Below are 13,398 nucleotides of genomic sequence, written 5' to 3' on the forward strand. Positions count from 1 at the left end.
TTACTGTAGCACTGCTCCCCTGCAGTGCTCACCTCCTGCGGCCATCACCCGTCTATGGAGCCGAAGGTCCAGGCGCGGTTGAGCCAGAAGCCACAGACGAAGGTCGCCCCGGTTGCGATCGCGAGTGCTGCCGGGCGTCCCCAGCCCAAGCCTTGAAAGACCAGGGCAAACGTCGCCGTGTTAAGAGCCAGGCACACCAGCGAAACCGCAAAGAAGCGGGCAATCACCAGTAGCCGCGACCGCCTGCTTTTGCCCACCTGCTGGTATTGCTTTTGAAAGGTCCAGAGGGCGTTGAGGCAAAAGCTGCTGAGCACTCCGGCAAGAAAACTCGCCCCCTTGATCTGGTAGTCGGGCAGTCCCGGCAGCCAGGCCACGCCCAGGCCATAAAGTGCCCAGTCCAGGGCAGTGTTGAACAGTCCCACCAGCGCGTAGCGCACCGGCTGGCCCAGGGCAGGTCCGGACTGGGTACCCATTCTGTCTCGACTTCACCCGACACAAGCATCTTCGCGGATCCGCCGCCCGCAGGGGAAGAGGGCGGCCCAATCTAGAATCTGACAGAACAGTTTCAGACTAGATGTAGCGGACAGGTGTAGATTTTATGACTACCTGCCTATGCCTGTGGTGCAATGACAGACCGAATGAAAGGCTTTGTACTGGATATAGGTGTGCAGGATGCAAGACCGGACGTTTTCGAGAAAGTGCCATGAAAACTATCGCCATTGCTCTGAGCGCTACGATCTTTACTCTTACCTGCCAGGCAGCCTGGGCCACCGACTACGAACTGCCTGCCGAGGCGCAGGAGGCCAGTTCTCTCTCCAATACCCAGATCAATCGGATCTACCGCGATTGCACCAGACAGGTGTCCGCAGCCTACTGCAACGATCTGATTCTCTCCGAATTTCGCTACACGACCGCCGGGCGCTGGCTGCCGCGCGAGAACGCTGCGCGCCTGGCCAATAGAAGTCCGCAGACCAACCCAGGACGCCAGTGAGCCTCAGTAGCTCTGGGAGCAGAGCTGCCGCCCCTTGTCGATAAAGGCATCGAGCGGCATCTTGATGCCCTGTTTGGCCCGCTCCAGGTCGGGGTCATCAGCCTGGATGGAGTCGATCGGGTCAAATTTTCTGGCCGCTGCTTCGTTGAGGGCGTAGGCCCGGCCCCTGGCAATAAAGACGAGCTGGCTGCCGTTGATGCAGGCAAGGTCGCCCTTATCGACCGTAAACGGCCAGCTTGCCCCAAAATCTACTTTTCTCGCTTCCTGCTTGACCACCCGCCCTTCGATCTTGGGTCCGGAGGAACAGCCGACGACAGTAGCGCCGACGACTGAGAGCAAAACCAGAGAGTTTATCCATGTCCGCATCATCGTGTTCTGCCCGCACTCAGCCTTCGATGCGCTCGCGGTATTCCTCGGCGCTCAGCGTCTCGTTCAGCTCATCGCTATCAGAAAGGCGAATCTTGACCAGCCAGCCGTCGCCGTAGGGATCGCTGCCGATGAGCGCCGGATCTTCGATCGCCACCGTGTTCACCGAGAGCACGGTGCCTGAAACTGGGGCGTACAACTCCTCGACGGCCTTGACCGATTCGATTGAGCCGAGACTGTCTCCACGGCCAATACGGTCTCCCTCCTCGGGAAGCGCCACGTAGACGATGTCGCCGAGTTGATCGACCGCGTAGGCGGTTACACCGACCACGACCGTGTCGCCCTCGACGCGCAGGTACTCGTGGGAATCGAGATATCTCAATTCATCGGGGTATTCCAGGGCCATGTTTTCGCTGCCTCTTTAATATGCGCACTACCGGATCTTACAGTGCCCGACGGTAGAAAGGACGTTTGACGACGCGGGCGGCTACTTGTTTATCGCGGACGGCAATGTGCAGTTCCGTACCCACCTTTGCCAGCTCCGGCGGCACGTAGGCGAGGCCGATGGGCTGTTCGAGGGTAGGCGAGAGGGTACCGCTTGTCACCTGTCCGACGCGCACACCACCGGCAAAGACCCCGTAACCGGGGCGGGCAATCTCCCGGCCCTGTACCTCAAAGCCGACCAGCCGCCGGAGGGTTCCATTTTCTTTTTGATCGAGCAGTACGTCCCGGCCCAGAAAGTCGGGTTTCTCCCAGTCGATTACCCAGCCTAGCGATGCCTCGAGGGGCGTGGTCGCTTCGTCCATGTCCTGGCCGTAGAGGTGCATCGCCGCCTCAAGCCGCAGCGTGTCGCGCGCTCCGAGCCCGCAGGGCAGCACCCCCAGATCCAGCAACCGCTGCCAGAGCGCCTGGCCGTCGTCGGCGCTCGTCAAAATCTCAAAACCGTCCTCGCCGGTATAGCCGGTTCGGGCGACGAAGGCAGGCTGCCCCGCCAGCTGCACCTCGGCGTGCCCAAAGCGACCCAGCCCGGCAAGATCCAGGTCGGTGAGCGGTTGGAGGGTGGCCGCTGCCGCTGGTCCCTGCAGCGCCAGCAGCGTGTGGCTCAGCGTCCGATCCTCGAAGGCAATGCCCGGCAGGTGGGCGCGCAGCCAGGCACCGTCTTTTTCGTTGGTCGCACCGTTGACGATCAAGGCCCAGCGGTCCAATCCCTGGCAATAGAAGATCACATCGTCGAGGATGCCTGCCTGGGGGTTCAGCAGTAGCGTGTACTGCGCCTGCCCCGCCTGCAGTTTGCCCAGGCGAGAGGGCACCAGCCGCTCCAGTCCAGCGAGCAGCCCCGGCCCTCTAAGCCAGTACTTGCCCATGTGGGAGATATCAAAAAGGCCCACCGCACTGCGCACGGTGCGGTGCTCATGGCTCAGGCCGCTGTACTGCACCGGCATCTCCCAACCGGCAAAAGCGACCATCCGCGCTCCCGACTGGCGCTGCAGGTCGTATAAAGGAGTGCGCTTCAGGCTGCTCATCGAGGCGATCCACTAGGAACCGATCTGCATGGTAGTACGCTCGAGCTTCCAGCCGACAGAGCCCCTGCTGGTACACTGGCTTCTGGTCCGCCGGCAGTGCGATGAATCCGATCGATTTTGACCCCGGTCCTTTATTTTTGATCCTGGCGGCATCCCTGGCGGTGCTCACCTGCGGTTTTGCCCTCAGGCGCACGCTCCTGGCCCTGCTCCGCCTGCCCGTGGGCGAGCGCCGCCCCCAGACTCTGCTGATTCCCTACATCGCTCTACTCATCGCTGCCGTCGTCGCCGTCGGCAGTCTGCCCCTCATCTTCAGCGTGCCGGGTACCCTCACCTACCCGTTTGCCCTGCTGGTGGGCAGCGCCGTCGCCACCGCGATCTGGCTGCAATTTATATCAAAAGTATTAACAGTGCCCCCAGAGCGCTTTCGGCGCTGAGACCGTCCGCTCTCGAAGATTGTCGCTGCCAAAAATAGGCAATAAAAAGGGGCCAGTGTAGGGGGTTGAGAGAACTGGCCCTGAAGCAACACCTTCGTTACTTCTAAAATTAGCACGTCTTGCTGAAACAAGAAACCCTTTCAACAAATTTTAATCTATAAATTCTTGCCTCTGCTTTGCAGCGCTAAACTAGCCTCAAGTCTAGTAACCGTCAGGGTTCGCCCAATTGTCAGGAGGCGCTGAAGATCGAGGCGGACCGGGCTGAATGCTTCAAAAAAACCCCCCACAAACTATCTGGTTAACAGGAGAATCCATGGGCCGATTCGTGCAGTTTCAAGCCAGCCTCTCCACTTTGAGCTGCCTGATGCCAGTTGCCCCCGTTGTCTGCTGTGTCAATGGCACCTTCGGACCTATACCTGGGTATAGGTCGGCCAGCAGCCGGACAAGAGCGGGTAGCAATACCGACAATTATCGGCTATCTTTCTGGCGGAGCGGTGAGAGCCCCACTCCGAGAGAATTCTGCTTAAAAAAAGATGGCTTAAAGTACGTCGAAAGAGTGGCTTTGACTGAAATGCAGCGGCAGGTTAGATCTACAAAAATCAAAAAGAAGGTCCGCGACTAGATCTGACTGTGTGCTTTTTGGGCGAGAGAATGTATAATCCAATACAGCATTCAAGCGATTTTACTCGGCTGCCCAGGGCAGATAAAATTATGGTGCAGGCTGTTCGTTTTTCGATGGATTCCCTTCGCCGCGAGGTGCGCTACCGGCTTGAGAGCGGCAACGTGTTGCGCTCGCAGCCTGTCGCGGTGTTGAGCAAGTTTTATGCGCCGGAGGAATGGTGCTCGCTGGTCGAGCAGCTCGAGCTACTCGATATTCGCCTGCACGACCGGCTGGGTGAGTTGTTGGGCCGCGAGGAGTGGCCGAACGACTAAAATCTTGACAGGCCGTTTCGTTCAAATTTTTCGTGATTTCACCTGTCAAACCGCGCCTGTCGGGTCGAGCCAAAGCCGTTGTTCCCTCGCTCATCCGCGACGCCTCGCGCGTCTGCGCTGAATTGGGAGCGCTCAACCTCGCCCAGGGTCTGCCGGATTTTGCCGCGCCGCCCTTTCTCAAGGAGGCGGCTCAGCGGGCGATCGCCGCCGATCACAACCAGTACTGCGACCCGTGGGGCCTCGCTTCTCTGCGCGAGGCGATTGCCGCCAGGTGCGCCCGCGATCATAGCTGGCGGGTCGATCCCGATAGCGAGGTGACGGTCTGCTGTGGAGCGACCGAGGGGATCAACCTGGCTTTGATGGCGCTGCTCGATCCGCTCGACGAGGTGCTCGTCTTTGCCCCGTTCTACGAAAATTACCGTCCCAACCTGGCGACGGTGGAGGCGGTGCCCCACTATCTGCCGCTCGCTGCTCCCGACTGGCAACTGAGCGAGGCGATGCTGGAGGCAAGCTTTGCGGCTGCCCACCGGTTGCGGGCCGTGATCGTCAACAATCCTGCCAATCCCACGGGCAAGGTCTGGTCGCGGGGCGAGTTGGAAGTGATTGCGCGCTTTTGTTGCCGCCACGACCTCTACGCGATCACCGACGAAATTTATGAATCCATCCTCTACGACGGGGCTGAGCACCTGCCCCTCGCCACCCTGCCGGGGATGGCTGAGCGCACGGTGACAGTCAATGGCCTCTCGAAGACCTTTTGTGTCACCGGCTGGCGGCTGGGCTACGTGATCGCCTCCGAGCCCATCACCGATGCCATGCGGCGGCTGCACGACTTTTTGACCATCTGCGCGCCCGCGCCCTTGCAGTACGCGGCGGTGGCTGCCCTGGCCGCCGGGGATGACTACTACAGCGACCTGCGCCGCCTCTACCAGGCCAAGCGCGACCTGCTGGTACCCGCCCTCGAACGGGCAGGCTTTGCGCCGGTGATGCCGGCGGGGGCTTACTATGTCTGGACGGACGCGGCGGTACTGGGAGGCAAGGACAGCCGCGCGGCGGCGCGCCTTTTGGCCGAGCGGGCGCTCATCGCGGCGGTGCCGGGCGATTGCTTTTTGCCGCCGGGCGCAGTCAATCAAAACCTGCGCTTTTGCTTTGCCAAAAGTGATCGCACCCTGGAGCTGGCTGCTGAACGCCTGGAGAAGCTCGCCCGTGGCTAAGCGCTACACCAAAGCCAACCTGCCCAGCAAGATCTGTGCTGTCTGTGGCCGGCCCTTCGAGTGGCGGCGGCGCTGGGCGGACTGCTGGGATGAGGTGAAGTACTGCTCCGAGCGCTGTCGTCGCCATCGCACCGCCAGGACGGACAACCCTGAGCCTGACAGCCGCAGCCTATGATGGAAATGATCCGCCAGAATGACGATCTGCCATGGAATATCGGGACTACTACGAAATTTTAGGAGTACCGCGATCTGCTGACGAAAAGCAGATCAAACAGGCGTACCGCCAGCTGGCCCGCAAGCACCACCCCGATCTCAACCCCGGCGACAAACAGGCCGAAGAAAAATTCAAGACGATCTCAGAAGCCTACGAAGTCCTCTCCGATCCCAACAAGCGCAGCCGCTACGACCAGTTTGGCCGCTACTGGCAGCAGGGAGGACGGCCAGGCGCGCCGCCCAGCGGCAACCGGGGACCAGCGGGTAGTGGCGGCTTCGAGGGCTTCGACTTCGATTTCAGCCGCTTTGGCAGCTTCGACGAATTTATCGATTCGCTGATGGGCAACCTGCGCGGCGGAGCCAGCAGCGGCGGCGAGCGCGGTGGGCCGCGCACCACTGTCCGCACGGAGCAGCGCACGACAGCCAAAAGCGAAGACGTCGAGATGAGCATCGAGCTTGCTATCGACGAAGCGCTCACAGGCGTCAAAAAGCGCGTGCGCACCCCCGCCGGGCGGGTCGTCGAGGTCAATATTCCCGCCGGTGTCCACGAAGGCACCAAGGTGCGGGTGGCAGGCGAGGGCGGCAACCGCTCGGATCTGTTGCTGGTGGTCAAGCTCAAGGCCCAGCCGCCTTTTACGATCGACGGCGACGATGTGCTCCTTGAGCTGCCGCTCACCCCGGCGGAGGCTGTGCTCGGCACCAAAGTCGAAGTGAAGACCCTCGAAGGGCGGGTCCGCCTCACGATTCCCGCCGGTAGTTCCACCGGGCGCACCCTGCGGCTGGGGGGCCGGGGCCTGCCCCGCCGGGGCGGGGGCCGGGGCGATCAGCTGGTCAAGCTCCGCGTCGAGGTGCCCACCAATCCTGGCCCTCAGGAGCGCGAACTGTACGAGAAACTCCTCACCAGCGAATCGTTCCGCCCCAGGGACCGCTTCGAGAACCTGTAAGCGCCCATGCCTCCCAGACTCTCCTCACCGCCGGATCCGCAATCGCCTGAGTACCGCTCGCTCAGAGACAAGATCAACTTCGCCGTCCACGTCGGCCTGTTTGCCGCTGTCAATTCTGGCATTGCCTTTTTTGCCCGCCTCCTGCAGGCGGACTGGCCCTGGCGCTCGTGGCTGTTGCTTGCCTGGCTTTTTATCTTGATCGCCCACGGCCTCTACGTCCTCGGCTTTGCCCGATACAGCAAGCTCGGGCAATAACGCGCTTAGAATGACCTTGGTGATTCAGAGTGACTGCAAGTCATGGCCCGCATTCTTGCCTTAAATCCGGGGGGCATCGGAGATCAGGTGCTATTTTTCCCGACCCTCCAGGGTCTGCGCGAAAACTACCCCCAGTCGCGCCTTGAGGTGATCGTCGAACCGCGCTCCCAGGGTGCCTATCAGGTCTGCCCGAGCGTCGATGAAGTGCTGCTGTTTGATTTCAAGGCCGAACCGAGTCTGGCGGACTGGATGAATCTAATCGGGATCATCCGCGACCGGCAGTACGACATCGTGCTGTCGGTGGGCAGCACCAGCCTGGTCGCCATTCTTTTGTGGATGACCGGCATCCCGAAGCGCGTCGGTTATAGCGCCTGGCTCACCGAACGCTTTTTAACCCAGTCGGTGATCCTCAAGCGCGAACAGTACGCAGCCCGCATGTACTACGACCTGTTGAGCGGCCTGGGGATCACTCGCCCCTTCAGCCTGCCGGTGGCCACAGTCAAGCCCGAAGACAGCCGCTGGGCCGAGCAGACCCTCGCCACCCTGGCCGGACGCAGGCCGCTGCTGCTGCATCCGGGGGCAAGCAAGCTCGCCGAGCAAAAAGGCATCCGCAAGCTCTACCCCGCCGCCCAGTGGGTCCAGGTCGTCCAGAAACTGCTCGCCCGCGACAGCGACCTGCCCCTGCTGGTGGTCCAGGGGCCAGATGACGCCGAACTGGTGGGCACCCTTAAAAACGAACTCGACGAGCGCGTGCGCTTTGTTGCCCCGCCCGACGTGGGCAAGCTCACCGGCCTCATCGCCCGTTCGCGGCTCTTGTTGTGCGTCGATTCAGCGCCGATGCACCTGGCGGTCGCCACCGGCACACCGCTGGTTGCCCTGTTTGGCCCCACCCTGCCGTCGCGACTCCTGCCGGAGGATCCGCGCTTTGTCGCCGTCGTCTCGCCCGAGCGCAACAGCGTCGAGCGCATCGGTGTCGATGCCGTCGTCGCCGCCGCCGGCAAGCTGCTCGCCAAATCGGCGATTGGCTGAAGGCAGCAGATGATCGGACAATGGAGCTAAGCGGGCTCGAACCGCTGACCTCCGCAATGCCATTGCGGCGCTCTACCAGCTGAGCTATAGCCCCGAGGTGCGTTACTCATGATCGCACAGACGCAAAACGATCGTCAACGGCCCGCCCGTTCCGTTTCCCCACCAGCCATGAACATCCAACCTGACGACTACCGCGCCCAGGTGCTCTGTGTGGTGCAGATGACTCCGACGATCTGGTCGCTGCACCTGGGCATCGACGAAGAGAGCAGCGGTGGCTCCATCCCCTTTCGCTTCTTACCGGGTCAGGCGATCTGGCCGCGCTTCGAGCGCGAGGGCCGCACCTTCACCAAGATCTACTCGATCGCCTCCACGCCGCTTATTGCCCCTGAAGTCGAACTGTGTATCTCCCGCGTCGGCTGGGCCTCCGATTATATGTGCCGCCTCAAGCCCGGCGACTGGGTCGATCTGCGCGGACCCTACGGGATGATGACCCTCGAAGCGGTGCCCGAGCGCGACGTGGTGTATGTTGCCGAAGGCTCCGGTATCGCCCCAATTAAATCTCACATCGAGTGGCTGTTTGCCCAGGACAACCCACCCAACGTCTGGCTCTTCTACGGCGGGGCGGACCCGAGCGAGATTGCCTACCACGCTCTCTGGAAAGATCTGGCCGCCCACAACCTCAAATTTCGCTACATCCCGACGGTGCGCTCCGGCGAAGGCGAAGAATTCGAGCCCGGCAGTGTCGAAGAGGCCGTCGCCGCCTTTATCAGGCAGCCCCGTGCGCTGCAGGTCGATATCTGTGCCGTCGAAGATCGCGTCGATACTATCAAGCACGCCCTGCTGCAGCATGGCTTTGAGCCTGCTCACCTGCGCACTGAGCGCTTCTGTTCGTATTAACCCTGATCTGTCAAACTGGGTACAATGATCGCTGCAAGCCTCTTGCTGGAGGGATTTGCGGTCATGACCACTCCAAGGAAACCTAATAGCACTGTCCCTTTCGTAGATCAATACTGTTCCACTTACCAACACCTGTTTGCAGACGTCCGAACTTTTGAATGCTTCAAAAGCTTGCAACTCGGGTTAGTTTCCGAGGTCAAACGCAAAACTCTGCCCGCGATAGCCAGAGCAGTGGGCGCAGACGCTCAGGCTTTTCATCACTTTTTGGTCCACTCTCCCTGGTCGGTTGAATGCTTTAGAGAACAACGAATTGCACTGACCAAGCAAGCACTGAACGGACGCTCTATCACCGTTTGCATTGACGAAACTGGCGACAAGAAAAAGGGAAAGAAGACCGACTATGTCTCCCGACAATACATCGGCAATGTCGGCAAAATAGATAACGGCATTGTTTCCGTTCATGCCTTCGGTTTGCTGGGGAATATCACCTTTCCATTGCTATTCAGGGTTTTCAAACCCGAGTGCCGTCTTGCTAAAAACGAACAGCACAAGAGTAAACCCAAAATCGCTGCTGATTTGATTGATGAGTTATGTGAGCAGGGGTTCAATATTGGTCTGGTAGTAGCGGACAGCCACTATGGAGAAAGTAGCGATTTTATCAACACTTTGTGGAAACACCGACTGCACTATGTCGTTGCTATCCGCTCCAATCACGGGGTGTGGATGCTCAAGGGTTGGGTTGTTCGTCGCAATCGCTGGAAAAGCTTCGAGCGTCAATTCAGTAATGGCAAGACAGAAACACGCTACATCCGCGAGATTATTTTTGGCAAACGCAAGGCAACGCGATACTACGAGATCACGACGGATATCGAGAAACAGCCCGAGGAAAGTACCTGGTATATCATGACCAATCTGCCTGGAAAAATTGAAAAGACGGTAGGCAATTTGTTTGGAGATAGAACCTGGGTCGAGTACGGTTTTCGTCAGGTGAAAGCGGAACTAGGCTGGACGGACTACAAGTTGACAGCTTACCGAGGCATCGAGAAGTGGTGGGAGATGGTGTGCAGTGCCTACTTAATGGTGAGTATGCAAACAACGACGATGGGAGAAGAATCAGAGGAAGAGGTTCCTGACAAAGCAAGCGAGAGTCAGCGTTATCCTGCAATGTACACCACCCATAAGTGGTGGGATGAAAAACAAGGATGGAAGGCGATTTTGAACAACATGCGACTGATGATTCAGCCATTCGTTTGCTTGAGTTTATTATTGCCGTGGCTAGAGGTGACCCAGTTGAATGACCTTGGAAAAGTACTCCAGAATCTAATAGACAAAGTCAATGGTTTTGCAGTCTTCCTCCGACTTTGACAGATTAGGGTTAATTAAGTGGACGAAGCTAAATAAGCCTGAGGTTTTGGCTGGAGTGTGGAGGCAGGCTTTTTGGAGACGGTCATTCTCTGGTTGCTTTTTTGAGTGTAACTGGGCTGCCGACGGGCCAGGTGAAGCGCTCGAAAGCGACAACCTGCTGCCAAATTGCAACTTGTACAGGAAATAAAGCCTGGGTAGTCGTGCAAGATGGCAGCGGGTTGTCAAAAATCGGTACACCCAGAGCGATCCCCTTGATACCCTGAAAGATATTTTGGCCGGGGGGTCGCGATGTCATTGGGTCATCCGCTCTATGTTGCTTTTATCTGGCACCAGCACCAGCCGCTCTACCGCAGTGCGCTCTCCGGGCGCTACCTGATGCCCTGGGTGCGGCTGCACGGCATAAAAGATTATCTGGATCTGGCGTTGATCCTAGAGCGCTATCCGAAGTTGCACCAGACTTTTAACCTCGTGCCGTCGCTCCTGCTGCAGATCGAGGACTATGTGGCTGGAACGGCCATCGATCCGTGGCTGGAGGCGCTGCTCACACCGGTGGCGGACCTGACCCTGGAGCAGCGACGCTTTGTGATCGAGCGCTTCTTCGATGCGAGTTGGGAACATTTGATCTACCCTTACCCGCGCTACACGCAACTACTGGAGATGCGCGAGCAGCGGGGCACGGCCTGGTGCCTGCAGAACTGGCAGCCGGAAGATTACGAGGATCTACTCGCCTGGCACAACCTCTGCTGGTTCGATCCGATCTTTCAAGAAGAAGACCCCCAGGTGCGCTCCTGGATCGCCCAGGACAAGGGCTTTACCCTCGAAGACCGCCGCGCCATCTACGCCAAACAGCGCGAGATCATGGGCCGGATCGTCGCTCAGCACAAGATCATGCAGGAGCGCGGCCAGATCGAGGTGACGACGACGCCTTATACCCATCCGATCTTGCCGCTGCTCGCCAACACCGACAGCGGTCGGGTCGCCCGCCCCCAGATGCTCCTGCCCCGCTCGCGCTTCAACTGGCCCGAAGATGTGCGCTCCCAGCTTTTAAGGGGCAAAGAGAACTATCAGACCCGCTTCGGCACCGAGCCGCGTGGGCTCTGGCCTTCGGAGCAGTCGGTGAGCCCGGCGGTATTGCCGGAGGTGGCCAAGGCGGGCTTTCGCTGGCTGGTCTCCGACGAGGGCGTGCTCGGCAACTCCCTTGGCCACTTTTTTAACCGCGACGACTACGGCCACGTTCAGGCACCGGATCTGCTCTACCGGCCCTACCTCATCGACACCCCCGCCGGACCGCTCTCGATGGTCTTTCGCGACCACCGCCTCTCGGATCTGATCGGTTTTGAGTATGCCCGGCGACCCGCTGAAGAAGCCGCCCGCGACTTTATCGAACAGCTCGAAGCGATCAGCCGCCTGCTCAAGGCCCAGAAGGCTGCCGGTCCCCACCTTGTCACCGTCGCCCTCGACGGCGAGAACTGCTGGGAGTACTACTATCAAGACGGCAAGCCCTTCTTAGAAGCGCTCTACGCCCGGTTGTCGCGCCACCGCACCATCAAGCTCGTCACGGTGAGCGAATTTCTCGACAAGCACGGCACCGAGCGCACGCTACCGCTGGAGAAGCTCCACAGCGGCTCGTGGATCAACGCCGACTTCACCACCTGGATCGGCGATCCGATTAAAAATCGGGCCTGGGAACTGCTCGCCCAGGCCCGCCAGGTGCTCGAAGGCCATCCCCGCGCCACCGAGGCGTCCTGGGAAGCGCTCTGGGCCGCCGAGGGCTCCGACTGGTTCTGGTGGTTCGGCTACGGCCACAGCTCCCAGCAGGACGCCCTGTTCGACCAGCTTTTTCGTGAGCACCTGCAGGCACTGTACGTCTCCTTGGGCGAAGCGATACCCGCGCCGCTCAAATCTCCCCTCGAGCGCCACGACAGCCCCGGCAGCCGGGTGCCCAAAGCGCTCATCCAGCCAGAAATTACCGGCTACGCCTTTGAGCAGGAGTGGCACGACGCCGGTTGCTACGAGGTGGGTGGTGCCAGAGGCACGATGCACAGGGCGAGCAGCGTCCAGCGCCTCTGGTACGGCGCGGATCAGCGCTACTTCTATCTGCGGCTCGACTTTGGAGCCGAGCGGCCTGCGGTGGTCCAGATCTACTGGTTCTACCCCCATCTCATCCACTACAACAGCAATATCGATCTGAGGGACCGGCCAGGCGAAGGGCCGGTGAGCTACCAGTTTCGCCACAAATTCGAGATCGATCTCCTCCACCGCCACTGCCAGCTCTTCGCCGCCGGTGAATTTAATAAGTGGTATCCCGTCCCGACTTCGACCCGTTTCGCCCTGCAGGAGTGCCTGGAAGTGGCCGTGCCCTGGGACGATCTTGAGATCACAAGCGGCGTCCATCCCCAGTTCGTCGTCGTGCTCGCCCGCGATGGCCGCTTCGAGGCGGTCATCCCCGAGACGACCACCCTCGAAGTGCAGGTGCCCTGATCAAGGCAGGCGGCGGCCCGTGCAGAGGCGCACCACTTCCTCGCGGGTAAACGAACCGTAAGCCTTGGCGACACAGTTACCGGTCTCCGGGGCGGCGATACGGCAGACATCGAGGGTCTGCTCCCGCGTCAGGGGACCGTAGGCTTTGCTCACACAATCCGCAGTGTAGGCGGTGGCGGTGCGGCACAGATCGATCGCCTGTTCTTTGGTAAGCGCCCCGTAGGTGCTCTTAGCACAGTCCGCCGCGTAGGGACTGGAGCCGCCGACAGCGAGGGGCAGACGAGCGTCGGGCTGCTGGGCGCTGAGCGGTGTACTCAAGGCCAGTAACCCGACAGCGACAGAAGCAACGAGGGATAAATGATTTGCTTTCATAGCTACAACTTCGATCCCGGCTTTCTCGATCCTAGCTGGAGACCGCAATTCAGCCACTACACTGGAAAGCACCCCGACACCCAGATTCGATGTTTGGCGGTCTTTTCTATTCGCTCCTTACGTTTTTTCTAGCCTTCAGCATCGGGCTGATGCTCCTGGTCGCGCCGATGACGATGGTCTACCACGGTGTGAGCTGGCAGATGGTGGCGGCGATCCTTGGAGCTGTCGTCTTCTTTGCCCTGCCCTTTCGCGCCTTTCAGACCGGCAAATTCAGCCCGCCGCTCACGATCTTGGGCTTTATCTGTCTGGGGCTGGCGCTGCAGGGCTGGGTCTATGTGGCGAATGGAGCGCGCTGACTCAGCATAAGCAAAATAAAACTCCCCT

General features: G+C 60.0%; 17 protein-coding genes and 1 tRNA gene. 12 read left to right on the forward strand and 6 right to left on the reverse strand.

Features of this window, described 5'->3' with window-relative positions:
- Positions 1 to 44: 44 nt before the first annotated feature.
- Positions 45 to 473: a GtrA family protein gene (locus GKIL_RS02525; RefSeq protein WP_023171801.1), complete on the reverse strand. Its 429-nt coding sequence runs from the start codon at positions 471 to 473 to the stop codon at positions 45 to 47.
- A gap of 230 nt (positions 474 to 703) precedes the next feature.
- Between GKIL_RS02525 and GKIL_RS02530 the strand changes: the two genes are divergently transcribed.
- Positions 704 to 991, forward strand: a complete 288-nt coding sequence (locus GKIL_RS02530) for a hypothetical protein (protein WP_023171802.1) — start codon at positions 704 to 706, stop codon at positions 989 to 991.
- A gap of 3 nt (positions 992 to 994) precedes the next feature.
- Here the strand turns inward: GKIL_RS02530 and GKIL_RS02535 are convergent, their stop codons facing one another.
- From GKIL_RS02535 to gcvT, 3 genes are read right to left on the reverse strand one after another with little or no spacing between them, the layout of a single operon-like run.
- On the reverse strand, positions 995 to 1,360 hold the full coding sequence (locus GKIL_RS02535) for a DUF2511 domain-containing protein (protein WP_023171804.1): 366 nt from the start codon (positions 1,358 to 1,360) through the stop codon (positions 995 to 997).
- Positions 1,361 to 1,376: 16 nt separating this feature from the next.
- Positions 1,377 to 1,763 carry a glycine cleavage system protein GcvH gene (gene gcvH / locus GKIL_RS02540; RefSeq protein ID WP_023171805.1) on the reverse strand — a complete coding sequence of 129 codons (387 nt, stop codon included), beginning with the start codon at positions 1,761 to 1,763 and terminating at the stop codon, positions 1,377 to 1,379.
- Positions 1,764 to 1,800: 37 nt separating this feature from the next.
- The gene (gene gcvT / locus GKIL_RS02545) at positions 1,801 to 2,880 is read right to left on the reverse strand and encodes a glycine cleavage system aminomethyltransferase GcvT (protein ID WP_023171807.1); all 1,080 of its coding nucleotides are present in this window, start codon (positions 2,878 to 2,880) and stop codon (positions 1,801 to 1,803) included.
- A gap of 101 nt (positions 2,881 to 2,981) precedes the next feature.
- Here gcvT and GKIL_RS02550 point away from each other — a divergent pair, with 101 nt between their 5' ends.
- The 7 genes from GKIL_RS02550 to GKIL_RS02580 all read left to right on the forward strand — a co-directional run bounded on the left by GKIL_RS02550 (position 2,982) and on the right by GKIL_RS02580 (position 7,899).
- Complete coding sequence (locus tag GKIL_RS02550) at positions 2,982 to 3,314, forward strand: hypothetical protein (RefSeq protein WP_023171809.1); 333 nt, start codon at positions 2,982 to 2,984, stop codon at positions 3,312 to 3,314.
- A 735-nt stretch (positions 3,315 to 4,049) separates the two neighbouring features.
- Positions 4,050 to 4,247, forward strand: coding sequence for a DUF4327 family protein (locus GKIL_RS02555; protein ID WP_187293872.1), 198 nt, complete (start codon positions 4,050 to 4,052; stop codon positions 4,245 to 4,247).
- 32 nt (positions 4,248 to 4,279) lie between these two features.
- On the forward strand, positions 4,280 to 5,458 hold the full coding sequence (locus GKIL_RS02560; RefSeq protein WP_023171812.1) for a pyridoxal phosphate-dependent aminotransferase: 1,179 nt from the start codon (positions 4,280 to 4,282) through the stop codon (positions 5,456 to 5,458).
- Positions 5,451 to 5,633, forward strand: coding sequence for a DUF2256 domain-containing protein (locus GKIL_RS02565; protein WP_023171813.1), 183 nt, complete (start codon positions 5,451 to 5,453; stop codon positions 5,631 to 5,633). The genes GKIL_RS02560 and GKIL_RS02565 overlap by 8 nt, the downstream gene beginning before the upstream one ends.
- 31 nt (positions 5,634 to 5,664) lie before the next feature.
- Positions 5,665 to 6,615, forward strand: a complete 951-nt coding sequence (locus tag GKIL_RS02570; RefSeq protein ID WP_023171814.1) for a DnaJ C-terminal domain-containing protein — start codon at positions 5,665 to 5,667, stop codon at positions 6,613 to 6,615.
- A 6-nt stretch (positions 6,616 to 6,621) separates the two neighbouring features.
- On the forward strand, positions 6,622 to 6,870 hold the full coding sequence (locus tag GKIL_RS02575) for a 2TM domain-containing protein (protein ID WP_023171815.1): 249 nt from the start codon (positions 6,622 to 6,624) through the stop codon (positions 6,868 to 6,870).
- A gap of 42 nt (positions 6,871 to 6,912) precedes the next feature.
- Positions 6,913 to 7,899, forward strand: coding sequence for a glycosyltransferase family 9 protein (locus GKIL_RS02580; protein ID WP_023171816.1), 987 nt, complete (start codon positions 6,913 to 6,915; stop codon positions 7,897 to 7,899).
- A 21-nt stretch (positions 7,900 to 7,920) separates the two neighbouring features.
- Here GKIL_RS02580 and GKIL_RS02585 read toward each other — a convergent pair.
- Positions 7,921 to 7,993 (reverse strand) — tRNA-Ala (locus GKIL_RS02585).
- A 74-nt stretch (positions 7,994 to 8,067) separates the two neighbouring features.
- Here GKIL_RS02585 and GKIL_RS02590 point away from each other — a divergent pair.
- The 3 genes from GKIL_RS02590 to GKIL_RS02605 all read left to right on the forward strand — a co-directional run bounded on the left by GKIL_RS02590 (position 8,068) and on the right by GKIL_RS02605 (position 12,642).
- Positions 8,068 to 8,796, forward strand: coding sequence for a ferredoxin--NADP reductase (locus GKIL_RS02590; RefSeq protein ID WP_041243670.1), 729 nt, complete (start codon positions 8,068 to 8,070; stop codon positions 8,794 to 8,796).
- 63 nt (positions 8,797 to 8,859) lie between these two features.
- Positions 8,860 to 10,161, forward strand: coding sequence for an IS701 family transposase (locus GKIL_RS02595; protein ID WP_041244267.1), 1,302 nt, complete (start codon positions 8,860 to 8,862; stop codon positions 10,159 to 10,161).
- A 294-nt stretch (positions 10,162 to 10,455) separates the two neighbouring features.
- The gene (locus GKIL_RS02605) at positions 10,456 to 12,642 is read left to right on the forward strand and encodes a glycoside hydrolase family 57 protein (RefSeq protein WP_041243672.1); all 2,187 of its coding nucleotides are present in this window, start codon (positions 10,456 to 10,458) and stop codon (positions 12,640 to 12,642) included.
- Here GKIL_RS02605 and GKIL_RS02610 read toward each other — a convergent pair whose 3' ends face one another.
- The gene (locus GKIL_RS02610) at positions 12,643 to 13,014 is read right to left on the reverse strand and encodes a hypothetical protein (protein ID WP_023171820.1); all 372 of its coding nucleotides are present in this window, start codon (positions 13,012 to 13,014) and stop codon (positions 12,643 to 12,645) included.
- Positions 13,015 to 13,103: 89 nt separating this feature from the next.
- Here GKIL_RS02610 and GKIL_RS02615 point away from each other — a divergent pair, with 89 nt between their 5' ends.
- Entirely contained in the window at positions 13,104 to 13,370 is a 267-nt protein-coding gene (locus GKIL_RS02615; RefSeq protein ID WP_023171821.1) for a hypothetical protein, read from the forward strand.
- The last annotated feature ends 28 nt before the right edge of the window (positions 13,371 to 13,398 follow it).

The organism is Gloeobacter kilaueensis JS1 (assembly GCF_000484535.1).
In the GTDB taxonomy this organism is placed as follows: Bacteria; Cyanobacteriota; Cyanobacteriia; order Gloeobacterales; family Gloeobacteraceae; genus Gloeobacter; species Gloeobacter kilaueensis.

What these genes read in the sequence shown, in the direction of transcription:
- GKIL_RS02525 (WP_023171801.1), bottom strand. Translation starts at nt 473, where the DNA reads ATGGGTACCCAGTCCGGACCTGCCCTGGGCCAGCCGGTGCGCTACGCG.
- GKIL_RS02530 (WP_023171802.1), top strand. Translation starts at nt 704, where the DNA reads ATGAAAACTATCGCCATTGCTCTGAGCGCTACGATCTTTACTCTTACC.
- GKIL_RS02535 (WP_023171804.1), bottom strand. Translation starts at nt 1,360, where the DNA reads ATGATGCGGACATGGATAAACTCTCTGGTTTTGCTCTCAGTCGTCGGC.
- gcvH (WP_023171805.1), bottom strand. Translation starts at nt 1,763, where the DNA reads ATGGCCCTGGAATACCCCGATGAATTGAGATATCTCGATTCCCACGAG.
- gcvT (WP_023171807.1), bottom strand. Translation starts at nt 2,880, where the DNA reads ATGAGCAGCCTGAAGCGCACTCCTTTATACGACCTGCAGCGCCAGTCG.
- GKIL_RS02550 (WP_023171809.1), top strand. Translation starts at nt 2,982, where the DNA reads ATGAATCCGATCGATTTTGACCCCGGTCCTTTATTTTTGATCCTGGCG.
- GKIL_RS02555 (WP_187293872.1), top strand. Translation starts at nt 4,050, where the DNA reads ATGGATTCCCTTCGCCGCGAGGTGCGCTACCGGCTTGAGAGCGGCAAC.
- GKIL_RS02570 (WP_023171814.1), top strand. Translation starts at nt 5,665, where the DNA reads ATGGAATATCGGGACTACTACGAAATTTTAGGAGTACCGCGATCTGCT.
- GKIL_RS02575 (WP_023171815.1), top strand. Translation starts at nt 6,622, where the DNA reads ATGCCTCCCAGACTCTCCTCACCGCCGGATCCGCAATCGCCTGAGTAC.
- GKIL_RS02580 (WP_023171816.1), top strand. Translation starts at nt 6,913, where the DNA reads ATGGCCCGCATTCTTGCCTTAAATCCGGGGGGCATCGGAGATCAGGTG.
- GKIL_RS02590 (WP_041243670.1), top strand. Translation starts at nt 8,068, where the DNA reads ATGAACATCCAACCTGACGACTACCGCGCCCAGGTGCTCTGTGTGGTG.
- GKIL_RS02595 (WP_041244267.1), top strand. Translation starts at nt 8,860, where the DNA reads ATGACCACTCCAAGGAAACCTAATAGCACTGTCCCTTTCGTAGATCAA.
- GKIL_RS02610 (WP_023171820.1), bottom strand. Translation starts at nt 13,014, where the DNA reads ATGAAAGCAAATCATTTATCCCTCGTTGCTTCTGTCGCTGTCGGGTTA.
- GKIL_RS02615 (WP_023171821.1), top strand. Translation starts at nt 13,104, where the DNA reads ATGTTTGGCGGTCTTTTCTATTCGCTCCTTACGTTTTTTCTAGCCTTC.